Source organism: Streptomyces sp. NPDC052114 (assembly GCF_040680155.1).
Lineage (GTDB): Bacteria > Actinomycetota > Actinomycetes > Streptomycetales > Streptomycetaceae > Streptomyces.
The window spans coordinates 549611-571704 of the sequence record NZ_JBFAWC010000001.1 but is presented as its reverse complement, the minus strand read 5'-3'; the positions used below and the strand labels follow the sequence as shown (position 1 = coordinate 571704).

Annotated in this window: 16 protein-coding genes and 3 tRNA genes; 8 read left to right on the top strand and 11 right to left on the bottom strand. The window is 72.4% G+C overall.

The window, feature by feature from the left end:
- The first annotated feature begins 219 nt into the window (after window positions 1-219).
- From AB0L89_RS02380 to AB0L89_RS02370, 3 genes are all read left to right on the top strand, one after another.
- Window positions 220-1257 (top strand): rod shape-determining protein, encoded by a 1038-nt coding sequence (locus AB0L89_RS02380; protein WP_365132920.1) that lies wholly within the window; start codon window positions 220-222, stop codon window positions 1255-1257.
- 46 nt (window positions 1258-1303) lie between these two features.
- The gene (locus tag AB0L89_RS02375; RefSeq protein ID WP_365132917.1) at window positions 1304-3010 is read left to right on the top strand and encodes a GAF domain-containing protein; all 1707 of its coding nucleotides are present in this window, start codon (window positions 1304-1306) and stop codon (window positions 3008-3010) included.
- A gap of 148 nt (window positions 3011-3158) precedes the next feature.
- A complete protein-coding gene (locus AB0L89_RS02370) occupies window positions 3159-3713 on the top strand; it encodes a hypothetical protein (RefSeq protein ID WP_365132914.1) in 555 nt (184 codons plus the stop codon).
- A gap of 10 nt (window positions 3714-3723) precedes the next feature.
- Here the strand turns inward: AB0L89_RS02370 and AB0L89_RS02365 are convergent, their stop codons facing one another.
- The 3 genes from AB0L89_RS02365 to AB0L89_RS02355 form a co-directional block, all read right to left on the bottom strand.
- Complete coding sequence (locus AB0L89_RS02365; RefSeq protein WP_365132911.1) at window positions 3724-5748, bottom strand: ABC transporter permease; 2025 nt, start codon at window positions 5746-5748, stop codon at window positions 3724-3726.
- Window positions 5749-5867: 119 nt separating this feature from the next.
- Complete coding sequence (gene modA, locus AB0L89_RS02360; protein WP_365132908.1) at window positions 5868-6665, bottom strand: molybdate ABC transporter substrate-binding protein; 798 nt, start codon at window positions 6663-6665, stop codon at window positions 5868-5870.
- Between the two features lie 153 nt (window positions 6666-6818).
- Window positions 6819-7217 carry a helix-turn-helix transcriptional regulator gene (locus tag AB0L89_RS02355; RefSeq protein ID WP_365132905.1) on the bottom strand — a complete coding sequence of 133 codons (399 nt, stop codon included), beginning with the start codon at window positions 7215-7217 and terminating at the stop codon, window positions 6819-6821.
- A gap of 244 nt (window positions 7218-7461) precedes the next feature.
- Here AB0L89_RS02355 and AB0L89_RS02350 point away from each other — a divergent pair, with 244 nt between their 5' ends.
- Window positions 7462-8376, top strand: a complete 915-nt coding sequence (locus AB0L89_RS02350; protein ID WP_365132902.1) for a YihY/virulence factor BrkB family protein — start codon at window positions 7462-7464, stop codon at window positions 8374-8376.
- Between the two features lie 93 nt (window positions 8377-8469).
- On the opposite strand, the gene AB0L89_RS02345 is transcribed toward AB0L89_RS02350, so the two are convergent.
- The 3 genes from AB0L89_RS02345 to AB0L89_RS02335 form a co-directional block, all read right to left on the bottom strand.
- Window positions 8470-8543: transfer RNA gene (locus AB0L89_RS02345), tRNA-Ile, on the bottom strand.
- 176 nt (window positions 8544-8719) lie between these two features.
- Window positions 8720-8792, bottom strand: a tRNA-Asn gene (locus tag AB0L89_RS02340).
- A gap of 5 nt (window positions 8793-8797) precedes the next feature.
- Window positions 8798-8870 (bottom strand) — tRNA-Asn (locus AB0L89_RS02335).
- Window positions 8871-9074: 204 nt separating this feature from the next.
- Here AB0L89_RS02335 and AB0L89_RS02330 point away from each other — a divergent pair.
- From AB0L89_RS02330 to AB0L89_RS02315, 4 genes are all read left to right on the top strand, one after another.
- On the top strand, window positions 9075-9377 hold the full coding sequence (locus AB0L89_RS02330; RefSeq protein ID WP_365132899.1) for a YtxH domain-containing protein: 303 nt from the start codon (window positions 9075-9077) through the stop codon (window positions 9375-9377).
- A gap of 84 nt (window positions 9378-9461) precedes the next feature.
- Window positions 9462-10892 (top strand): FGGY family carbohydrate kinase, encoded by a 1431-nt coding sequence (locus AB0L89_RS02325; RefSeq protein WP_365132896.1) that lies wholly within the window; start codon window positions 9462-9464, stop codon window positions 10890-10892.
- A 168-nt stretch (window positions 10893-11060) separates the two neighbouring features.
- A complete protein-coding gene (locus AB0L89_RS02320; protein ID WP_365132893.1) occupies window positions 11061-12794 on the top strand; it encodes an ABC transporter ATP-binding protein in 1734 nt (577 codons plus the stop codon).
- Window positions 12794-14713 carry an ABC transporter ATP-binding protein gene (locus AB0L89_RS02315; protein WP_365132890.1) on the top strand — a complete coding sequence of 640 codons (1920 nt, stop codon included), beginning with the start codon at window positions 12794-12796 and terminating at the stop codon, window positions 14711-14713. The genes AB0L89_RS02320 and AB0L89_RS02315 overlap by 1 nt, the downstream gene beginning before the upstream one ends.
- 68 nt (window positions 14714-14781) lie before the next feature.
- Here AB0L89_RS02315 and AB0L89_RS02310 read toward each other — a convergent pair whose 3' ends face one another.
- The 5 genes from AB0L89_RS02310 to AB0L89_RS02290 form a co-directional block, all read right to left on the bottom strand.
- Window positions 14782-16110 (bottom strand): sigma-70 family RNA polymerase sigma factor, encoded by a 1329-nt coding sequence (locus AB0L89_RS02310; protein WP_365132887.1) that lies wholly within the window; start codon window positions 16108-16110, stop codon window positions 14782-14784.
- Window positions 16111-16296: 186 nt separating this feature from the next.
- Entirely contained in the window at window positions 16297-18195 is a 1899-nt protein-coding gene (gene dnaG, locus AB0L89_RS02305; protein ID WP_365132884.1) for a DNA primase, read from the bottom strand.
- A gap of 43 nt (window positions 18196-18238) precedes the next feature.
- The gene (locus AB0L89_RS02300) at window positions 18239-19498 is read right to left on the bottom strand and encodes an FAD-dependent oxidoreductase (RefSeq protein ID WP_365132881.1); all 1260 of its coding nucleotides are present in this window, start codon (window positions 19496-19498) and stop codon (window positions 18239-18241) included.
- Window positions 19499-19675: 177 nt separating this feature from the next.
- Window positions 19676-20989 carry a deoxyguanosinetriphosphate triphosphohydrolase gene (locus AB0L89_RS02295; protein WP_365132878.1) on the bottom strand — a complete coding sequence of 438 codons (1314 nt, stop codon included), beginning with the start codon at window positions 20987-20989 and terminating at the stop codon, window positions 19676-19678.
- 93 nt (window positions 20990-21082) lie between these two features.
- A complete protein-coding gene (locus AB0L89_RS02290) occupies window positions 21083-22015 on the bottom strand; it encodes a sirohydrochlorin chelatase (RefSeq protein WP_365132875.1) in 933 nt (310 codons plus the stop codon).
- Window positions 22016-22094: the final 79 nt, after the last annotated feature.

Here is a 22094-nt window from a genome sequence, read left to right as displayed (position 1 = left end):
ACACAAAGCCGCCAGATCGGCGAGTATGCGCCTTTTCGGCGGCGAGGCCTCCGGGTCCACTGGAACCACCGCACTGCCTGCGACTCCGCGAACACCACCCGTGCGGCGGCACCCCGCCCGGCTCAGCTCAGCGAGCGCGCCGTCCGCGCCCACCGCACGATGCGAGACAGGACCGCCGTCCGACGGTCCGTACGGTCTGCGCTCTCGGGAGGATCTGCCATGACCGTCAGTCTGGAGCAGTTGCGCCGCTGCCATATCGCCGTCGACCTGGGGGCCGCGCGGACCCGGGTCTTCGTGAAGGGCTCCGGACTCGTCGTCGACGAGCCGAGCGCCGCCGCCGTGAACACCCGCACCGGCGCGCTCATCGCCGTCGGGCAGTTCGCCGAGCAGATGACGGGCCGTACGCCCGGCTACATCAGGGTCGTCCGGCCCGTCTCCGGCGGCACCGTCGTCGACATCGAGATGGCCCAGCGCATGCTGCGCCACCTGCTCGGCGAGAAGCTCCGCCGCGCCCTGCGCCGCAAGCCGCGGCTGCGCGCCGCCGCCTGCACCCCGCACGACGCCGACCCGCTGGCGCAGCGCGCCGCCGTCGAGACGCTGGTCGGCCTCGGGGCGCGCCGCGTGGAACTGGTGGACACGCTCATCGCGGCCGCGGTCGGCTGCGGACTGCCCGTGGAGCGGCCCGAGGCGACGATGATCCTGGTCTGCGGCGCCGCCACGACCCAGGTCGCGGTGCTCTCCCTGGGCTCGATCGTGACCGCCGAACGCATCCCGGTGGGCGGCGAGGCCATCGACCACGCGATCGTCCAGCACCTGCGCCACCAGCACGAGTTGATGCTGCCCTCGCAGTCCGTGCGCCCCCTCCAGCTCGCCCTGAGCGGGAACGGCCTCACCCCGCACGGCCCGGAGTCCACGGAGATCCACGGCAGGGACGTGGCGACCGGCCTGGCCCGCTCGGTCCACGTGGACACGGCGGCGGTGCGCGACGCGATCCACACCCCGCTCACGGCCGTGCTCGACGGCATCGGCAAGGTGCTGCGCGACTGCCCGCCGGACCTGGTGGCCGACCTCGCGGACCGCGGCATCATGATGGTCGGCGGCAGCGCGCTCCTGCCGGGGCTCGACCAGATGCTCCGGGACGCGACCGGAATGCCCGTACATATCGCGGAACGGCCTGATGTGTGCGCTGTTCTCGGCCTCGGTGCGATGCTGGAGGGCAAGATCCAACCGCTGGTCCTGGACCCGCTGTCCGGCTGACCCGCGCACCACGCCACCGCACCACGACACGGAGCACGTCACCGAGATGCCCGAAGGAGCAGACGCCCCGCTGTCCTCGAAGCCGCTGCCCTCGATGCCGCTGCTGGAGGCGGTCCTCGCGGTCGGCACCGACCTCGAACTCCGCGCCACGCTCCAGCACATCGTGGACAGCGCGGCCCGGCTGACCGGGGCGCGCCACGGCACGCTCACCGTCCACGGTGTGGGTACGGGTACGGGTACCGATACCCGTACCCACACCGGTCCCGGCCCGGACGGACCGGGACCGGGAACGTCACCGGGTGAACTGTTCGTGGCGGGCGGCCCCGGTCGCCACCTCGACGGCCACCCCGACGGCCGTCCACCGGCTCGCCCGGAGACGGACGGCGACGCCATCGACGTACCGATCCGCGTCCACGACGAGGCATTCGGCGACCTGCGGCTCGCCGGAAAGCCGGACGGTCCCTTCACCGACGAGGACCGCCAGCTCCTGCGGGTCCTGGCGAGCCAGGCGGGCATCGCGATCGGCAACGCCCGCCTCTTCGAGGCGGCCCGCCAGCGCGAACGCTGGATCGAGGGCGCGGCGGCGGTCACCACGGCCCTCCTCACGGGCGAGGAGGCGGCCGACGCGCTGATGACGGTCGCGGACCGCGCGAGAATCCTCGCGGGCGCGGCGGCGGGCGTGATCCTCCAGCCCACGAAGGCGGGCGGCATGAGCATCGTCGCCGCCGCCACGGACGGGGCACCGCACGGGTGGGGGACGTCGGCGGGGCGCCGGGACGGACAGGGCGGGCAGAGCGGGCAGAGTGAACGGGGCGGGCAGAGCACGGACAGCCGCCCGCTCCCACCCTCACACCCCCACGCCCCCACTCCCACCCCCGCGCCCAAGCCCACTTCCAACCACCCCACCCCCAACGACCTCATCGGCACCACCATCGAGCCCGGCAGCGCCGTCCTGACCCAGCTCCTCGGCGGTGAGCCGGTGTTCATCGAGGACTCGGCGACCGACCCCCGCATGACCACACACGTACGCGTGCGCTTCGGCCCGAGCATGATGCTGCCCCTCCAGGCCGGCGGGCGGCTCATCGGCACGCTCGCCCTGCCCCGCCGCCGTGGCGCGCCCGCCTACACCGCCGCCGAACGCCTGCTCGCCACGCAGTTCGCCTCGCAGGCCGCCCTCGCGCTCGTGCTCGCCGACGCCCAGCAGAGCCGGCAGCGCCTCGCCGTGTTCGAGGACCGCGACCGCATCGCCCGCGATCTGCACGACCTCGTCGTCCAGCGGCTCTTCGCGACCGGCATGATGCTCGAATCGACCCGCCGCAGGGCCCGGTCGGCCAAGGTGCAGACCACGCTCGACCACGCCGTCGACGAGCTGGAGTCGACCATCCAGGAGGTCCGCACCGCCATCTTCGCGCTCCAGCAGCCGCCCGCCGACGCCCCGGCCACCTTCCGCGGCAAGGTCCTGCGCGAGACGGCCGGCGCGGGCGCGGTCCTCGGCGTCCAGCCCTCGGTGCACTTCGCGGGACCCGTCGACAACCGGATCGCGGACCCGGCCGCCGGGCACCTCCTGGCCGCGCTGCGCCGCGCCCTGGCCGCCACGTCGCGCCGGACCGGCGTCACCCGCGTCGACGTGACGGTCGACGCCCGGACGACGCTGCCGGACGGCCGGGAAGGGGTGCGCCTGACGGTGTACGACGACGGGGCCACGGACGGCGTGGAGGCGGGCACCACCGTGACGTGGCAGGCGCCGCTCTAGGCCGCCGCCTCCCCGCGCTCGCCCCATACCCGCCCCACGAATGACCGAGTACAGTCATTCGACGGTGCGCCGGGGCGGAGTGCCCACGAGGACGCTCGGCCGTACGGCGCCCGAGCACCCACCGTGCCACCGCAGCCGGGAGGAACGCGTGCGCCCACCGAAGCTCGACCGGTCGTTCAAGGAAGTACTGGAGCGCCGCAAGCTCTTCCTGAGACCGATCGGCGGCGGGGGAACCGTCCTGGTGTGCGTGGCGGACGGCAGCCCGGAGGGGTTCGAGATCGGCCGCGTCGTGCTGGGGCGCCCCAGCGGGGCGGTCATCCGCTACCGCGTACGCAGGCCCGACAAGAGCTACGAGGTGCAGGAGTCGGAGTGCCTGTCCTGGCTGACCTTCCAGGACCACGTCGGCGACATCCTCAGCCTGGCCTCGTACGACGACGTCCTGCGCCGCGCCGAGATCTCGTCGGGTGTCGCCTCGACCTACACGGCCGACCTGGGAGAGGAACGCGCGGCGTGGCTCGCCGAGGTCCCCGCCCCGGAGGGCATCACCGACCTGGGCAACGGCAGGGTCCGGCTCACCGAGTCCGCCGTCGCCTTCCTCCGCTGCCCCTCGACCCACTACACCCTGACCCTCACGGTCCACCCCGAGCTGGACATCCTGATGATCGAGGGAATGGACTGCTACGACCTGACCCGCGAGGCCTAGCCGCCCGGTCTCAGAGCGCCACCACCGAGACCTCCGTCGCCTTCACGCTCGTCCAGACCTCCGCCCCGTCCGCGAGACCGAGTTCGAGCGCCGCCTGTGGGGTGATCTCGGCGACCAGGTCCGGTGCCTCCTCCGAGGTGATCAGGACCCGCAGCCTGCTGCCCGCGGTGGTGATCTCGCGTACCGTGCCGGGCCATACGTTGCGCGGGCTGCCCTCCGGCTTCTCGCGGTGCACGGAGACGGCCTCCGGCGCGATGACGGCGAGCGCCCGCGCCCCGGCGGCCGGCGGATCGGCGACGACCAGGCGCCCCTCGCCCGCCAGCGTGAGCGTGCCGTCGGCGTCCGCCGTGCCGGGCCAGGCGTTGCGGCCGAGCATCCGCGCCACCCAGGGCGAGCGCGGATGGCGGGTGACGTCGGCGGGCGGCGCGTCCTGCAGCGTGCGCCCCTCGTCGAGCACGAGGACCCGGGTGGCCAGGGAGACGGCCTCCACGGGGTCGTGCGTGACGATCAGGCAGACGCCGCCGAACCCGTCGAGGTGACGGCGCAGGGTGTGGCGGACGTGGGCGCGGGTGGTCTGGTCGAGGGCGGCGAGCGGCTCGTCCAGGAGCAGCAGCCGGGGCCGGGCCGCCAACGCCCGTGCCAGCGCGACCCGCTGGGCCTGCCCTCCGGACAGCTGCGCGGGCCTGCGGTGCGCGAGGTGTCCGACGCCGAGCCGGTCGAGCCACGTCTGTGCCGCCCGCCGGGCCTCGGCCCTGCGCACTCCCTGCGCGCGCAGTCCGTACGCGGTGTTGCCGAGCGCGTTCAGGTGCGGGAAGAGCGCACCGTCCTGCGGCACCCAGGCGACTCCGCGCCGGTGCGGGGGCAGTGCGGTGACGTCCCGTTCGCCGAGCCGCAGCCGGGCGTGGGCGCGCGGGGTCAGCCCGAGCAGGGCGCGCAGGAGGGTGGTCTTGCCCGCGCCGTTGGGGCCGACGACGGCGATGGTGGTGCCGGGTTCGGCGTCGAGGGTGAGTTCGGTGTAGCCGGTGACGTCGGCGTGCAGGGCCCACTTCTCCTGAGGGACGGTTTTCTCCAGGGGGACGGATTCCCCCAGAGCGACGGGTGGGACGGATGGGACGGGAGCGCCCGCCGCGTCGGCCGGTCCGGCCGCACCCGACAGGCCGTCCGAGTCGACCGCGCCGCCCGAGTCGGCCCGCGCCGAAGCCCCCGCACTCCCCCGGCCCCCGACGCCCGCCCCGCCCGTCCACCGCCCCCGCAGCCCGACGAGCACGGCCATCGCGATGGCGAGCAGCAGCAGCGACAGCGAGGTCGCGGCCTCCGGCGAGTCCTGGAGGAGCAGATACACCTGGAGCGGCAGGGTCTGCGTGGTGCCGGGCAGGTTGCCCGCGAAGGTGATCGTGGCCCCGAACTCGCCGAGCGCCCGCGCCCAGGTCAGCGCGGCCCCTGCGGCGAGGCCGGGCGCGACCATCGGCAGGGTGACGGTGAGGAACACCCGGAGCGGAGAGGCGCCCAGGGACGCGGCCGTCTCCTCGTAGCCGGGCCGCAGCCCGCTCAGCGCGCCCTCCAGGCTGATCACGAGGAACGGCATGGCCACGAACGTCGCCGCGACCACCGCGCCGGAGGTGTGGAACGGCAGCACGATCCCGAAGGTGTTCTCCAGCCACGGCCCGAGCAGCCCGCGCCGCCCGAACCCGAGCAGGAGCGCGACGCCGCCGACGGTCGGCGGCAGCACCATCGGCAGCAGCACGAGGGAGCGTACGAGCGCCTTGCCGGGGAAGTCGACGCGCGCGAGCAGCCAGGCGAGCGGCACCCCGAGCAGCAGCGAGAGGCCGAGCGCCCAGAAGGACACGAGCAGCGACAGCTTCAGGGCCTGGGTGACGCCGGGCGTGGTCAGATGCGTCCCGAGGTCGGCCCATTCCGTCCGGGCGAGGATGCCGACCAGGGGCAGCAGCAGGAACGTCACGGCGAGCAGGGCGGGCAGCGCGAGGGCCACGGGCGGGCGGGTGCGGCCGGGGGTGCGGGGACGGATTCTGCTCATCGGGGTTCCCGGGATCGGTGGTGGTGACGCGTACGGCCGGGCGCCCGTGGCGGGGAGGCGCCGGGCGCCCGGCTGCCGTACGCCTTCGGGGAGCGCGGCCCCCGAAGGCTCGGTGCGGGCTACGGCTTCTGGAAGCCCCCGTCGCGCAGGATCTTCTGCGCCTCGGGCGTGCTGAGCCACTTCACGAACGCGGCGGCGGCGTCGCTGTTCTTGGAGTCCTTGAGGGTCGCGGCGGGGTACTCGGCCACGGCGTTCTGCTCGTCGGGGATCTCGACGGCGTCGACCTTGTCGGGGGCGGTGGCGGCGTCCGTCTTGTAGACGATGCCGGCGTCGGCCTCGCCGAGTTCGACCTTGCTCAGCACGGAGCGGACGTTCGCCTCCTTGGAGACGGGCTTCACCTCGACGTGCTGCTTGTCGAGGACCTGCTTGCTGTAGCGCCCGACCGGCACGGCGTCGTCGGCGAGCACGACCTTGAGCTTGGGGTCGGCCAGGTCCTTGAGGTTCTCGACCTTGTCGGGGTTGCCCTCGCGGGTGGCGATCACGAGGCGGTTCTTGGCGATGACGGTGGGGGTGCCGGTCTCGCCCTTGAGGCCGTCCATGGTCTTGGTGTCGGCGGTGACGAGGACGTCGGCGGGCGAGCCCTGCCTGACCTGCGCGGCGAGCTCCTGCGAACCGGCCGGGGAGATCGTCAGCTTCGTGCCCGGGTGCTCCTTCTCGTACGCCTTCTTGGCGGTGTCGAAGACGTCGGTGAGGGAGGCGGCGGCGAGGACGGTGAGGTTCACGTCCTTGTCACCGCCGTCCTTCTTGCCCGCGTTGTCGTCGTCGTTGCCGCAGGCGGCGAGCGGGACGAGCAGCGCGGCGGTCACGGCCGCGGCGGCGGCACGGCGGGCGGTCAGGGCGGGGAACTTCGGGGACATGGGACGGGACTCCTCGCGGAAGGCGGACGACGGAAATACGGTTACGGAGCTACGGATGTACGGAGGCGGGTCGCCGGGGGACGGACGGCGAAGCACCCGCTCCGGACCGGGCACGGAAGGCCGGGCCGGCCGACCGGTCGGGTCGGCGACCGCTCAAGCCCGGTCGATGTGCACGCTCGTGGACTTCACCCGGGCCGTGGCCTGCATCCCGACCTCCAGGCCGAGCTCCTCGACGGCCTCTCTGGTCAGCAGCGAGACGAGGCGGTGGGGACCCGCCTGGATCTCCACCTGCGCGGCGACGTCGCCGAGTTTCACGGCGGTGACGATGCCGGGGAACGCGTTGCGCGCGGAGGTGTACGAGACGTCCTCGTCGCCTCCCCCGCCGTTCTGCCCGACCTCGATGGAGAACGCGGCCAGATCACGGCCGTCGATGAGCCGCCGCCCGGCCTCGTCGCGGTGTGTGGCGACGCGTCCGGCGTCCGCCCAGCGGCGGGCGGTGTCGGGGCTGACCCCGAGCAGACGCGCGGCCTGCCCAATCGTGTAGGACTGCATATGCGACAAGATATGCGCGATCGCCTCGCATTTGTAAAAGTTGAGGCAGTCATCCATCGCAGATGCGCTCCACGGGCGCCCGGTCTGGATGAACCTCCAAGAACAGGCACCGGCCGGCCACGGACTCCGCCGCCCACGAGGACGACCGACCGCGACGGCCGAAAGGCCACGTACACCGACGTGACCCGGCACTCCGCACGACGGCTCCGCGCATACGCCGCCCGAACCGGTCGACTCGCCGTGCATGGCACTCTTCGGCAGGCGCACGCGAAGGCGAAGGCGAAGGCCCGAACGGTCCGCCCGCGCCTGGTGGCCGGCCCTGCGGCGGACCGGCAGCCGGTTCCGGGACGACGGCCTGCCCGACCGGGCCGCCGCCCTGACGTACTACGGCGTCCTCTCGTTCTTCCCCGCGCTCCTGCTGCTGGTCTCGCTCCTGGGCGTGATCGGGGAGTCGGCGACCAGCGCGGTCCTCGACGACCTCCAGAAGCTGACGCCGGGCCCGGTGCGCGACCTGCTGCGCGACGCGGTGCGCCAACTGCGGGACAGCGGCGGCACCAGCGGCGCGATGGCGGTCGCGGGCCTGGTGCTCGCGATCTGGTCGGCCTCGGGCTACGTGGCGGCGTTCATCCGCGCCGCCAACGCCGTCCACGGCCTCCCCGAAGGCCGCCCGGCATGGCAGCTGGCCCCGCTCCGGATCTTCCTCACCCTGACCCTGATGGCCCTGTTCGCGGCCAACGCGCTGATCGTGGTGTTCACCGGACCGCTCGCCGAACGGGCGGGCGACGCGATCGGCGCGGGCCGGGCGGCGCTCACCGTCTGGTCGCTCGCCAAGTGGCCCGTCCTGCTGCTCCTCGTCGCCCTGATGATCACCCTGCTCTTCCGGCGGGCGCCCGACGTCCGGGGCACCGGCTTCCGCTGGCTGAGTCCGGGCAGCGCCCTCGCGGTGCTGCTGTGGCTGATCGCCTCCGCCGGCTTCGCGGTGTACGTCGCCCATTTCGCCTCGTACAACAAGACGTACGGGACCCTGGCCGGCGGCATCGTCTTCCTGGTCTGGCTGTGGCTCTCGAACCTGGCGATCCTGCTCGGCCTCGCGTTCGACGCGGAGCTCGCCCGCCGCCGCCCGGCCGGCACCGAGGGGCCGGGCGGTCGATACGCGTGATCCAAGGGTGAAAAAGGGCCGCCACGGTTTACGTGACGGCCCTCGCGGATACGTTCGCGCAGGTCAGAACGATTCTGCACAGAACCGCTGAGGTGGGGCGGGTGGGACTCGAACCCACGGCCGACGGATTATGAGTCCGCTGCTCTAACCGGCTGAGCTACCGCCCCTAACGGCGCGTCGCGCACATTTGTGCGCGCCGTCTGCCGCAGCATAGCCGCTCATACGATCTCCTGCTTCGGATGGTCGGCATCGCACGACCATGAGGACCGCAGGGCTGGCCACTTGGTTCCACCGGACACGAAAAAGGACCCCTGAGAGGCATCTCAGGGGTCCTTCGTCACAGCTCTCCCGACTGGACTCGAACCAGTAACCTGCCGGTTAACAGCCGGCTGCTCTGCCAATTGAGCTACAGGAGATCGAGCTCCCCCGACTGGACTCGAACCAGTAACCTGCCGGTTAACAGCCGGCTGCTCTGCCAATTGAGCTACAGGGGATCGTCTCGTTGCATCGAACGCACCTAGCTGGGAACTCTCCGGGCGGCGGGCGCTCGCTGCGACACATACATTAGCGCAAGCAGGGGGGTGCTCCGCCAATCGGTATCCCTCGGCCGATCACCAGGCGAGTCGGCGGGCGGGCGACAGACGAGTGGCAGGCGTGCGACAGGCGCGCGAAGCCGACGCAAGGGAAGGGTGGCAGCCATGCGGTACCGGCTCACATTCGTGGCGGGACTGGCTCTCGGGTACGTGCTCGGGACCCGGGCCGGACGCGAGCGCTACGAGCAGTTGAAGAAGTCCGCCCGTGAGATCGCGCAGAACCCGGCCGTGCGCAACACCGTCGAGTCCGCGACGCAGCAGGGCCGCGAGGTCGCGGGCAAGGCGTTCCACTCGGTCTCCGAGAAGGTCGGGGACAAGATGCCCGACTCGGTGGCCGAGCGGGTGCGGTCGCTGCGCGAGCGCGGGCAGGACGGCGGCGGGGACGACTGGGGCACCAGCAACACCTAGGTCCCCGGCGGAGTACGGCGCCCGGAGCACGGGGCGGGGAACACAGGTACGGGACACGTCTCGCGGTGCGGCAGAATTCCAGGCATGGGGATAGTCGCAGGGTTGGACAGTTCGCCCGATTTCACGCGCATCGTGGTCTGTGACACGGACACGGGCGCCGTACTCAAGCAGGGCTATGCCCCGCATCCGACGGAGAGCACCGAGGGTGGCGGCCGGCCCTCGGACGTGGATCCGCAGGCGTGGCTGCTCTCCCTCGGCGAAGCGGCGGGCGGCGGGCTGCTCGAAGGCGTCCAGGCCATCGGCGTCTCCGCCCAGCAGAACGCCCTCGTACCGCTCGACCAGCACGGCAACACCGTGCGGCCCGCGCTCGTCGGCAACGACCGGCGGGCACAGGTCGCCGCCGTCGACCTGGTCGACGGACTCGGCAGCCGGGAGGCCTGGGCGCAGGCCGTGGGCTGTGTGCCGCAGGCCGCGCACCCGGTGACGAAGCTGCGCTGGCTGGCGAAGACGGAGCCGGAGTCGGCGCGGCGCGTGGCCGCCCTCATGCAGGCGCCGGACTGGCTGGTGTGGCAGTTGCTCGGCCGTCCCGCCCGGCGCACGACCGACCGCGGCGGCGCCTCCGGGACCGGCTACTGGTCGGCGGCGACGGGTACGTACCGCCCCGATCTCGTCGAACTGGCCCTGGGGCACCAGGCGATGCTGCCCGAGGTGATCGGTCCGGCCGAGGCCGCGGGGACGACGCCCGAGGGGCTGCTGATCTCGGCGGGCACCGGCGAGACGATGGCGGCGGCGTTCGGGCTCGGGGTGCAGCAGGGCGACGCCGTGGTGTCGCTCGGGGCGTCCGGGTCGGTGATGGCCGTCCACCACGGGGCGCTGGCGGACGCCGGCGGGATGATCACCTCCTTCGCGGACGCCACCGGCATGCATCTGCCGGTCGTGCACACGCTGAACGCCGTGCGGGTGCTGCGCGGCACGGCGGAGATGCTCGGGGTCGCGGATCTGGACGAGCTGTCCGCGCTCGCCATGAAGTCGACGCCGGGCGCGCACGGTCTGGTGCTGCTGCCGTATCTGGAGGGCGAGAAGACGCCGAGCCTGCCGCACGCGGCGGGGACGCTGACCGGGCTGCGGCGCGAGTCGATGAAGCCCGAGCACCTGGCGCGGGCCGCGTTCGAGGGCATGCTGTGCGGGCTCGGGGACGCGCTCGACGTGCTGCGCGGGCGCGGGGTCGAGGTGCGGCGGGTGTTCCTGCTGGGGGCCGCCGCCGAGCTGCCCGCGGTGCAGGCCGTGGCGCCGGCGCTGTTCGGTACGCAGGTCGTGGTGCCGCAGCCCGCGGACTACGCGGCGATCGGTGCCGCGCGGCAGGCCGCGTGGGCGCTGACGGGTCAACTGCCGCTGTGGCAGGGGGCCGCGGCGCAGGTCTTCGAGCCGGGCGAGGAGCACGCGGTGGGGCAGGCGGTGCGCCAGCAGTACGCGACGGTGCGGGAACAGTCGCACCCCGGGGCGTTCACCGCCTGATCCTTCTGGTGGGCCCGCCTTGATCCTTTGGGTGGGCCCACTTCTTTACCGGGGCTGAAATTTGACCGGGTCATGGGTTAATCGGTTGCACGCCGAGGGGGCGGGTGTCGGAGTATGGGGGGCGGCCTCGCCCGACCGCCGACACCCGACTCCTCGAGAGACCCGAGCGTGCTCATACGACTCCTGCGGACGCACCTGCGTCCGTACAAGAAACCCATCGCCCTGCTGGTGCTCCTGCAGTTCCTGCAGACCTGCGCCTCGCTCTATCTGCCCACCCTGAACGCCGACATCATCGACAACGGTGTCGTCGAGGGAGACACCGGCTACATCCTCACCTTCGGCGGCATCATGATCGCCGTCACGATCGTGCAGATGGTCTGCAACATCGGCGCCGTCTTCTTCGGCGCGCGGACCGCCTCCGCCCTCGGGCGCGACGTGCGGGCCGCCGTCTTCGACCGTGTGCAGTCCTTCTCCGCGCGCGAGGTGGGCCAGTTCGGCGCGCCCTCGCTGATCACGCGGACCACCAACGACGTCCAGCAGGTGCAGATGCTGGTCCTGATGTCGTTCACGCTGATGGTCTCCGCGCCCATCATGTGCGTCGGCGGCATCGTGATGGCGCTCGGCCAGGACGTGCCGCTCTCCGGTGTCCTGGTCGCGGTCGTGCCCGTGCTGGGCATCAGCGTGAGCCTGATCGTGCGGCGCCTGCGGCCGCTGTTCCGCAGCATGCAGGAGCGGCTCGACACCGTGAACCGCGTGCTGCGCGAGCAGATCACCGGCAACCGCGTCATCCGCGCCTTCGTCCGCGACACCTACGAGAAGGACCGGTTCCGCAAGTCCAACGCCGATCTGACCGAGGTGTCGCTCGGCACCGGCAAGCTGCTCGCGCTGATGTTCCCGATCGTGATGACGGTCGTGAACGTCTCCTCGATCGCGGTGGTGTGGTTCGGCGCGCACCGCATCGACAGCGGCGGCATGCAGATCGGCGCGCTCACCGCGTTCCTCGCCTATCTCATGCAGATCGTGATGTCCGTGATGATGGCCACCTTCATGTTCATGCAGGTGCCGCGCGCGGAGGGCTGTGCCGAGCGCATCGAGGAGGTCCTGGGCACCGCCTCCAGCGTGGTGCCCCCGGCCGACCCGGTGCGCGCACTGCGCAGCCACGGCCACCTGGAGATCCGGTCCGTGGGCTTCCGCTATCCCGGTGCCGAGGAGCCCGTGCTCAGGACCATCGACCTGGTGGCGCGGCCCGGCGAGACGACCGCCGTGATCGGATCGACCGGCAGCGGCAAGTCGACGCTGCTGAGCCTCGTACCGCGGCTGATCGACGCGACCGAGGGGCAGGTCCTGGTCGGTGGCGTGGACGTGGGCACCGTGGACCCCGCGCTGCTCGCGCGGACGGTGAGCCTCGTGCCGCAGAAGCCCTATCTGTTCGCGGGGACCGTGGCGACCAATCTGCGGTACGGCAACCCCGACGCCACCGACGAGGAGCTGTGGCACGCCCTGGAGGTGGCCCAGGCCAAGGACTTCGTCTCCGGTCTGGAGGAGGGGCTCGACGCGCCGATCTCGCAGGGCGGCACGAACGTCTCCGGCGGTCAGCGCCAGCGCCTGTCCATCGCGCGCACGCTCGTGCAGCGCCCGGAGATCTACCTCTTCGACGACTCGTTCTCCGCGCTCGACTACGCCACCGACGCGGCGCTGCGCGCGGCGCTGGACCGGGAGACGGCGGAGGCGACCGTCGTCATCGTCGCCCAGCGCGTCTCCACCATCCGCGAGGCCGACCGCATCGTCGTCCTCGACGAGGGCCGGGTCGTGGGCACGGGCCGCCATCACGAGCTGATGGAGGGCAATGAGACCTACCGGGAGATCGTGCTCTCCCAGCTGACGGAAGCGGAGGCCGCGTAATGGCTGGTCCTGGCGGCCCGATGATGGGCCCCGACTCCCGGTCGATGGACTTCAAGAGCTCCGGCAAGCGCCTCCTCGCGCAGTTCAAGCCGGAGCGCACCACGATGTACGCGATGCTCGCGACCGTGGTCGTGAGCGTCGCGCTCACCGTGCTCGGCCCGAAGATCCTGGGCCGCGCGACCGACCTGCTCTTCGCGGGCATCGTCGGGCGCGACATGCCCGACGGCATCACGAAGGAGCAGGCCATCGAGGGCCTGCGCGCCAAGGGCGACAGCGGCATGGCCGACATGCTCTCCGGCGTCGACTTCACGCCGGGCCAGGGCATCGACTTCGGCGCGGTGGGCGAGGTCCTGCTGCTCGCGCTCGGCACGTTCCTGGCGGCGGGTCTGCTGATGGCCGTGGCGACGCGGCTGTCGAACCGCGCCATCAACAAGACCGTGTTCCGGATGCGCGGCGACGTGCAGCAGAAGCTGTCGCGGCTTCCGCTGTCGTACTTCGACAAGCGCCAGCGCGGCGAGGTGCTCAGCCGCGCGACGAACGACATCGACAACATCAACCAGACGCTTCAGCAGACGATGGGACAGCTCGTCAACTCGCTGCTGACGGTGATCGGTGTCCTGGTGATGATGTTCTGGGTGTCGCCGCTGCTGGCGCTGGTGGCGCTGATCACGGTGCCGCTGTCGTTCTTCGTGGCGACGAAGGTCGGCAAGCGCTCGCAGCCGCAGTTCGTGCAGCAGTGGCGCACGACCGGCGAACTCAACGCCCACATCGAGGAGATGTACACCGGGCACACCCTGGTGAAGGTGTTCGGCCGGCAGGAGCAGTCGGCGAAGGCGTTTGCCGAGCAGAACGAGCAGTTGTACGAGGCCGGGTTCAAGGCGCAGTTCAACAGCGGGGTCATGCAGCCGCTGATGTTCTTCATCTCGAACCTGAACTATGTGCTCGTGGCCGTGGTGGGTGGCCTTCGGGTGGCGTCCGGTTCGCTGTCCATCGGCGACGTGCAGGCCTTCATCCAGTACTCGCGGCAGTTCTCGATGCCGCTGACGCAGGTCGCCTCGATGGCGAACCTCGTGCAGTCCGGTGTCGCGTCCGCGGAGCGGATCTTCGAGATCCTCGACGCGGAGGAGCAGGAGGCCGACCCGGTGCCGGGCGAGCGTCCCGACCGGCTGCACGGGCGGGTCGAGATGGAGCACGTCTCCTTCCGCTACGACCCGGACAAGCCCCTCATCGAGGACCTGTCGCTGGCGGTGGAGCCGGGCCACACGGTCGCCATCGTCGGCCCGACGGGCGCCGGCAAGACGACGCTCGTCAATCTCCTCATGCGGTTCTACGAGGTGACGGGCGGACGCATCACCCTGGACGGCGTCGACATCGCGAAGATGTCGCGGGACGAACTGCGGTCCGGCATCGGCATGGTGCTCCAGGACACCTGGCTGTTCGGCGGCACCATCGCGGAGAACATCGCGTACGGCGCCGCGAAGGACGTCGGCCGCGAGGACATCGAGGAGGCCGCGCGGGCCGCGCACGCGGACCGGTTCATCCGGACGCTGCCCGAGGGCTACGACACGGTGATCGACGACGACGGCACGGGCGTGAGCGCGGGCGAGAAGCAGCTCATCACCATCGCGCGGGCGTTCCTGTCCGACCCGGTGATCCTCGTGCTCGACGAGGCGACCAGCTCGGTCGACACCCGTACCGAGGTGCTGATCCAGAAGGCGATGGCGCGCCTCGCGCACGGGCGCACGTCCTTCGTCATCGCGCACCGGCTCTCCACGATCCGTGACGCGGACACGATCCTCGTCATGGAGAACGGGTCGATCGTGGAGCAGGGCACGCACGACACCCTGCTGGCGGCCGAGGGGGCGTACGCGCGCCTGTACGCCGCGCAGTTCGCCGAGGCCGTCGCCGAGGTCAACTGACCCTGTCGCGGCCCGGTCCGACCGGCCGCCGTGGCTCGGGGCGCGCCTCCTTCGGGGGCGCGCCCTTCTCAGTCCAGGTAGCCCCTCAGCTGGTCGGCGAAGGCGTGGTCCCTGAGCTTGTTGAGGGTCTTGGACTCGATCTGGCGGATGCGTTCGCGCGTCACGCCGAAGATGCGGCCGATCTCCTCCAGGGTGCGGGGCCTGCCGTCGGCGAGGCCGTAGCGCAACTGGACGACCTTGCGCTCGCGTTCGCCGAGCGTGGAGAGGACCGCCTCCAGGTGCTCGCGCAGCAGCAGGAACGCCGCCGACTCCACGGGAGAGGCCGCGTCGCCGTCCTCGATGAGGTCGCCGAGCGCGACGTCGTCCTCCTCGCCGACGGGGGCGTGCAGCGAGACGGGCTCCTGGGCCAGGCGCAGCACCTCGCTGACGCGCTCGTGGGGCAGGTCCAGGTGGGCGGCGACCTCTTCGGGCGTGGGCTCGTACCCGCGCTCCTGGAGCATGCGGCGCTGGACGCGTACGACGCGGTTGATGAGCTCGACGACGTGGACCGGGACGCGGATGGTGCGGGCCTGGTCGGCCAGCGCGCGGGACATGGCCTGGCGGATCCACCACGTCGCGTACGTGGAGAACTTGTAGCCGCGGGCGTAGTCGAACTTCTCGACCGCCCTGATCAGGCCGAGGTTCCCTTCCTGGACGAGGTCGAGCATGGTCAGTCCGCGGCCCACGTAGCGCTTGGCGACGGAGACGACCAGGCGCAGGTTGGCCTCGATGAGGCGGCGCTTGGCCATGCGGCCCATGACGACGAGTTTGTCGAGGTCCAGGGCGAGTTGGGAGTCGAGGTCGGGGGTGCCCGCCAGTTTCTCCTCGGCGAACAGGCCGGCCTCGACGGCACGGGCGAGCTCCACCTCCTCCGCTGCGGTGAGCAGGGGTATCCGCCCGATCTCGCGGAGGTACTGGCGGAACAGGTCGGAGGAGGGGCCGCCGGTCTCGGTGCGGCTGCGGGGGGTGGGCAGGTCGAGGGTCTCCGGCTCCAGGGCCTCGGGCGCCTCGGTGGTCTCGGGGGTGTCGGTGGCCTCGGGGCCTTCCTGCGCCGGCTGGGCTTCCCGCGTCGGCTGGGCCTCGGGTGCGCCCTGCGCCTCCGGGTGCCGGGAGGCACGGCTCTGCGGTGGGACCGCCTCCAGGACGTCCGTATCCGCATCCGCGCGCGCGGCGGTGTCGGTCTGGGTGAGGGTCTGGGTCTGCACGGGGGCGACCTCCAGGATGATCGCTGCTGAGGCGTGCGGCAACGGGAGAGAGACGGCGGCCTCGCCGCTGTCCGTCCCGAACACGATGTGTGGAACCGCGGGGGTGTCGGGCCCGCTGTCTGCGGGCCGGCCGCGCTCCGAGGACTCAGGCACCGGAACCCAGTGTGGGGTACGACACACGGCCGCCACGAGGGGCGTGCGGTGACTTTTTGAGTCCGGTCCGTGACCGCCCGGTTACCCGCCGGGTAACCCTTGGCCCCGGAATGAATCCCCGCGCGGGCCCGGAAGTCGCCTCGGAGGGACGTACGCGGTCGCCTCAGAGGGACGTACGCAGCTGCCTCAGAGGGCGTCCGCGCCGCGCTCGCGCAGCGCCTGGCCGTACTGCTGGAGGACCCACAACTCGTTCTGCACGGCGGTCAGATGCTGGGGGTCGCCGCCCGCGCCGAGGCGGGCGAGGCTGCCCTGGACGTCGCGGATGCGGCGGTCCACGGCACGCAGCCTGACCTGCACGAGCTGGATGCCCGCGTACATCTCGTCGACCGTCCTGCGCAGGATCGCCTCGACGGCGAGCTCGGTGACCATCGAGCGCACGGCGTCGTCGGGCGCCGCGTCGCGGACGCGGACCAGGTACTCCTGCGGGTCCTGTACGCCGAGCTCGGCGCCGCCCGCCTCCTCCACGGCGCGGCGCACCGCGGCGTACGGCGGGGCGGTGAACTCGTCGACGCCGTACGCGTCGAAGGCCGGGGAGACCAGCTCGGGGCGTTGCAGGGCCAGTTTGAGCAGCTCGCGCTCGGTGCGGTGGGCGGGGCTGCGCAGGGTGAGGGCGGGGCCGCTGAAGCCCGGCGGGGCGCTCTCGTACGCGGGCGAGGGGCGCTGGGCGGCCGGGGCGGGGCCCTTGCCGCCGCGCTCGCGGGCCCACCGGGCCAGCTGGGCGACGCGCTTGACGACGAACTGCGTGTCGAGGATGCCGAGCATGCCGGCGAGCTGGACGGCGACCTCGTGCTGCGCGCCGCTGTTCTTGATGCGGGCGACGACGGGCGCGGCCTCGTCGAGGGCGGCGGCGCGGCCCGCGGGGGTCTCCAGGTCGTAGCGCGCGACGATCTGGCGGAGCGCGAACTCGAAGAGCGGGGTGCGGGGTTCGACCAGGTCGGCGACGGCCGCGTCGCCCTTGGCCAGGCGCAGCTCGCAGGGGTCCATGCCGTCGGGGGCGATCGCGATGTACGTCTCGGCGGCGAACTTCTGGTCGTCCTCGAAGGCGCGCAGGGCGGCCTTCTGGCCCGCCGCGTCGCCGTCGAAGGTGAAGATCACCCGGGCCGAGCCGTTGTCCATCAGGAGGCGGCGGAGGATCTTGATGTGGTCGCCGCCGAAGGCGGTGCCGCAGGTCGCGATGGTGGTGGTGATGCCGGCGAGGTGGCAGGCCATCACGTCGGTGTAGCCCTCGACGACGACGGCGCGGCTGGCCTTGGCGATCTCCTTCTTGGCCAGGTCGATGCCGTAGAGGACCTGGGACTTCTTGTAGATCGCCGTCTCGGGCGTGTTCAGGTACTTCGGGCCGTTGTCGTCGTCGCGGAGCTTGCGGGCGCCGAAGCCGACGACGTCGCCGCCGATGTCGCGGATGGGCCACATCAGGCGGCCGCGGAAGCGGTCGATGGGACCGCGGCGGCCCTCCTGGGAGAGGCCGGAGAGGGTCAGCTCCTTGTCGGTGAAGCCCTTGCCGCGCAGATAGCGGGTGAGGTGGTCCCAGCCCGCCGGGCTGTAGCCGACGCCGAAGTGCGCGGCGGCGCTCTGGTCGAAGCCGCGCTCGGCCAGGAAGGTGCGGCCGATCTCGGCCTCGGGCGAGTCCAGCTGCTCCACGTAGAACTGCGCGGCGATCTTGTGGGCCTCGACCAGGCGGATGCGCTCGCCCCGCTGGTGCGCGGGGTTGTACCCGCCCTCCTCGTAGCGCAGCGTGATGCCCGCCTGGGCGGCGAGGCGCTCGACCGTCTCCGAGAACGTGAGGTGGTCGATCTTCATCACGAAGGCGATGGTGTCGCCGCCCTCCTGGCAGCCGAAGCAGTGGAAGAGTCCCTTGCTCGGGCTGACCTGGAAGGACGGCGACTTCTCGTCGTGGAAGGGGCACAGGCCCTTGAGGTTTCCGCCTCCGGCGTTGCGCAGCTGGAGGTAGTCGGAGACCACGGCGTCGATCGGGACCGCGTCCCGGACCGCCTTCACGTCTTCGTCATTGATCCTGCCTGCCACGTAGGAATACTACGGCGCCCCTGTGACACTCTCGTCCGGCCGGTCACGACAGGAGCGACGCCAGGGGGGTCGACGGGTCCGCGAGGGCGTCCGGGTCGGGCCGTGCGCCCCGGCGGATCAGCTGCTGGATGGGCTCCGTGACGTCCCACACATTCACGTTCATCCCCGCGAGGACCTGGCCGTCGCTCAGCCAGAAGGCGATGAACTCCCGCTTCCCCGCGTCGCCCCGGATCACGACCTGGTCGTACGTCCCCGGAGGCGCCCAGCCCGAGTACTCCAGGCCCACGTCGTACTGGTCGGAGAAGAAGTACGGCACGCGGTCGTACGTGACGTCCCGGCCGAGCATCGCGCGGGCCGCGGCGGGGCCGCCGTTCAGGGCGTTCGCCCAGTGCTCCACGCGCAGCCGGCCGAAGAGCGGGTGGTGGAGGGCGGCCACGTCGCCCGCGGCGTGGATGTCGGGGTCCGAGGTGCGCAGCGCCGTGTCGACGGCGATGCCGCCGCCGTGCTCGCGGTCGACGAGGTCGAGGCCCGCGGACTCGGCGAGGGCGGTGCGCGGGGCCGCGCCGATCGCGGCGAGCACGTCGTGCGCGGGGTGCTCCTCGCCGTCGTCGGTGCGGGCGGCGAGGACCATGCCGTCCTGTCCGGTGATCTCGGTGAGGCGCGCGCCGAAGTGGAAGCGGACGCCGTGCTCGGCGTGCAGGTCGGCGAACATCTGGCCGACCTCGGGGCCGAGGACGGAGTGCAGCGGCGTCGCCTCGGGCTCGACGACGGTGACCTCCGCGCCGTACTCGCGGGCGGCCGCGGCGACCTCAAGGCCGATCCAGCCGGCGCCCGCGATCACCAGGTGGCCGTTGTCCCTGCCGAGGGCCGCCAGGACGTGGCGGAGGCGGTCGGCGTGCGCGAGGCGGCGCAGGTGGTGGACGCCCGCGAGGCCGGTGCCGGGGACGTCGAGGCGGCGGGGCTCGGCTCCGGTGACCAGGAGCAGCTTGTCGTAGTGGATGACGGTGCCGTCGCCCAGGCGCACGGCCTTGGCGGCGCGGTCGATGGCGACGACCGTCTGCCCCAGGTGCAGTTCGACGTCGGCCTGCGCGTACCACCCCGGTTCGTGGACGAAGACGCTGTCGCGGTCCTCCTTGCCCAGGAGGTACCCCTTGGACAGGGGCGGGCGCTCGTAGGGGTGGTCCCGCTCGTCACCGATGAGGATCACCCTGCCGGTGAAGCCCTCGGAACGGAGGGTCTCGGCCGCCTTGGCGCCGGCCAGACCTCCTCCGACAATGACGAACGTCTGATCCGCGTCGACCACTTCATGCCTCCTTGCCGGGGGTACCGGGGGTGTCCCCCGGAAGAACACAGCCTTGCCTCTGGGACATGCCGCCACAGGGAGCGTCCCGCACGGAGCGTGATGGGGGAAGGGGGCGTGGCCCCAACTGGCCACATCTCGTCACGCCCCGTGGTCACTTCAAGGTCACTCGGCGTCGTTTCACCGGGGCCTCGCCGTCAGTCGGGTGTGCAGGGCGCGGGCCGACGCGTCGGTGAGGGACGCGATCTGGTCGACCACGACGCGCTGGGCGGCGCGGTCGTCGGACGCCGTGTCGTAGAGCGCGCGGAACTGGGGGTCGAGGCCGTCGGGGGCGCGGGCGGTGAGCGCCTCGGCGAGCTCGGCGACGACGACGCGCTGGTCGGCGCGCAGCCGCTCCTGGGCGGGGCGCTGCATCACATAGCGGTCGGCGACGGCCTTGAGGACCGCGCACTCGTGCCGCGCGGCGCGGGGGACGACGAGCTCGGCGGCGTAGCGCGTGAGGGGGCCCTTGCCGTACCGCCCGCGGGTGGCGGTCTCCGCGGCCAGGCAGAAGCGGCCGATGAGCTGGCTGGTTGCGTCCTTCAACCGGGCCTGGGCGACGGCCGAGCCGTCGTAGCCGTGCGGCCACCACTCCTGGTCGAGGAGGCGGTCGAGGGCCTGGGCGAGCTCTTCGGGGTCGGTGTCCACGGGGACGTAGCGCCCGATGGCCACGTCGAAGATGTCGCGCCGCTCGGGCTCCGCGTGCAGGGCGTTCGGATCGATGTGTCCGGCGTGCAGGCCGTCCTCGAAGTCGTGGACCGAGTACGCGACGTCGTCGGACCAGTCCATGACCTGCGCCTCGAAGCAGGTGCGCTGGCCGGGGGCCTCCTTGCGGACCCAGTCGAAGACCGGCCGGTCGTCTTCGTAGACACCGAATTTGGGTGACGCGGGGTCGGTGGGGTGGGCGCCGCGCGGCCAGGGGTACTTGGTGGCGGCGTCCAGGGCGGCGCGGGTGAGGTTGAGGCCGACGCTCACGAGGTCGCCGCCGGCGTCGGAGGGGACGAAACGCTTGGGTTCGATGCGGGTGAGGAGCCGCAGCGACTGGGCGTTGCCCTCGAAGCCGCCGCAGTCCGCCGCCACTTCGTTCAGCGCCTGTTCGCCGTTGTGCCCGAACGGCGGGTGGCCCAGGTCGTGGGAGAGGCAGGCCGTCTCCACCAGGTCGGGGTCGCAGCCGAGGGCGGCGCCCAGCTCGCGGCCCACCTGGGCGCACTCCAGGGAGTGCGTGAGGCGGGTGCGGGCGCTGGCGTCCCAGGCCTGGCTCCTGGTGCCGGGGGTGACGACCTGTGTCTTGCCCGCGAGGCGGCGCAGCGCCGCGGAGTGCAGGACGCGCGCGCGGTCGCGCTGGAAGGCCGTGCGCCCCGGCCTCTTGTCGGGCTCGGCGGCCCATCGCTCGACGGCGGCCTCGTCGTAGGCGCTGTAGGCGTCGTATCGCGCGTTCGGTGCTGTGCCTTCCATGCACCGACAGTAGACGCAAGCAGTGACAAAGAGGGATCTGGCCCCTCGGATCCAGCCGTGCGGATCCGCTCCGACGTGTGTGGTGGCGGGGTGTCAGACCGCCGTGAGGTGCCGGTGTTCGGGGCGGTGCGGGGCGGTGCGTGCCTGGTCGTAGCGGTGCAGGACGAGCCGGGCGAGGGCCGGGTGGGTGCCGAGCGGGGCCGAGGCGAGCCAGGGCGCGGCGGCCGCGCTCTGGGCGGCGAAGCGGCCGGGCGCGGTGAAGTACGCGGCGACGGCGGCGCGGTCGCGGCCCTGGGCGGCCAGCGCGGCGAGGGCGTCCGGCACGGTGCGGGCGCAGGCCGCGGTGGGCGCCGCGTAGGCGGGGACGACGGGGACGCCCAGGCGCTCGGCGAGCAGCTCGGCGGTGGCCTGGGCGTCGGCCGCGGCCTCCGGGTCGCGGGAGCCGGCGGCGGCGAGGACGACGCCGTGCCGGGCCGCCGCGGACCGGCCCGGGGGCCGTGCGGGCCAGCCGGACTCGACGAGCCGGGCGTGCAGGGCCTCGGCGAGCAGCGGGTGCGGGCCGAGCGGGGCCGCGACGCGGGTCTCGACGTGCGGCGCGGCCGCGGCGGCCCCGGGGATGTCGCGCTTGACGTGCTGGCCCCTGCCGAGCAGCAGCGGCACGAGCACGGCCCGGCCCCCGGGGTGCGCGGCGAGGGTGTCGGTGAGCAGCGGCTCGTTCAGTTCGATGTGGCCGAGGCGGACGGCGAGGCCGGGGCGCAGCGCGCGGATCCGCTCGGCGAGGGCGGTGACGATGCCGAGGGCGCGCGGGTCGCGGCTGCCGTGGGCGACCAGGACGAGGGTGGGGTCGGGTGCGGGGGCCGGGCGGCGGGTGCCGCCGAGGGACATGTGGCTGAGCTGGGTGCCGAGTTGGCTGGTGATCCGGTTCATGAGCTGCGCCGTACTGTCGAGACCGTCGAGGCCGGTGCTGCCGGGACGGTCGGGGTGAGTGCTGCCGGACTCGTCGTACAGAGGGTTCGACGGCGTCATGGACCGAGGATGGCCGGAGCGTGTTGCGACGGCGTTGCGCGCCCGTCACGGCTGTTTTCCCCGGTCTCACGGCGCCGTC

Excerpts from the sequence above, each read along its gene's own strand:
- AB0L89_RS02290 (WP_365132875.1), bottom strand. The coding sequence starts at position 22,015 with ATGACGCCGTCGAACCCTCTGTACGACGAGTCCGGCAGCACTCACCCC.
- AB0L89_RS02375 (WP_365132917.1), top strand. The coding sequence starts at position 1,304 with ATGCCCGAAGGAGCAGACGCCCCGCTGTCCTCGAAGCCGCTGCCCTCG.
- modA (WP_365132908.1), bottom strand. The coding sequence starts at position 6,665 with ATGTCCCCGAAGTTCCCCGCCCTGACCGCCCGCCGTGCCGCCGCCGCG.
- AB0L89_RS02350 (WP_365132902.1), top strand. The coding sequence starts at position 7,462 with ATGGCACTCTTCGGCAGGCGCACGCGAAGGCGAAGGCGAAGGCCCGAA.
- AB0L89_RS02330 (WP_365132899.1), top strand. The coding sequence starts at position 9,075 with ATGCGGTACCGGCTCACATTCGTGGCGGGACTGGCTCTCGGGTACGTG.
- AB0L89_RS02355 (WP_365132905.1), bottom strand. The coding sequence starts at position 7,217 with ATGCAGTCCTACACGATTGGGCAGGCCGCGCGTCTGCTCGGGGTCAGC.
- AB0L89_RS02380 (WP_365132920.1), top strand. The coding sequence starts at position 220 with ATGACCGTCAGTCTGGAGCAGTTGCGCCGCTGCCATATCGCCGTCGAC.
- AB0L89_RS02325 (WP_365132896.1), top strand. The coding sequence starts at position 9,462 with ATGGGGATAGTCGCAGGGTTGGACAGTTCGCCCGATTTCACGCGCATC.
- AB0L89_RS02295 (WP_365132878.1), bottom strand. The coding sequence starts at position 20,989 with ATGGAAGGCACAGCACCGAACGCGCGATACGACGCCTACAGCGCCTAC.
- AB0L89_RS02315 (WP_365132890.1), top strand. The coding sequence starts at position 12,794 with ATGGCTGGTCCTGGCGGCCCGATGATGGGCCCCGACTCCCGGTCGATG.
- AB0L89_RS02365 (WP_365132911.1), bottom strand. The coding sequence starts at position 5,748 with ATGAGCAGAATCCGTCCCCGCACCCCCGGCCGCACCCGCCCGCCCGTG.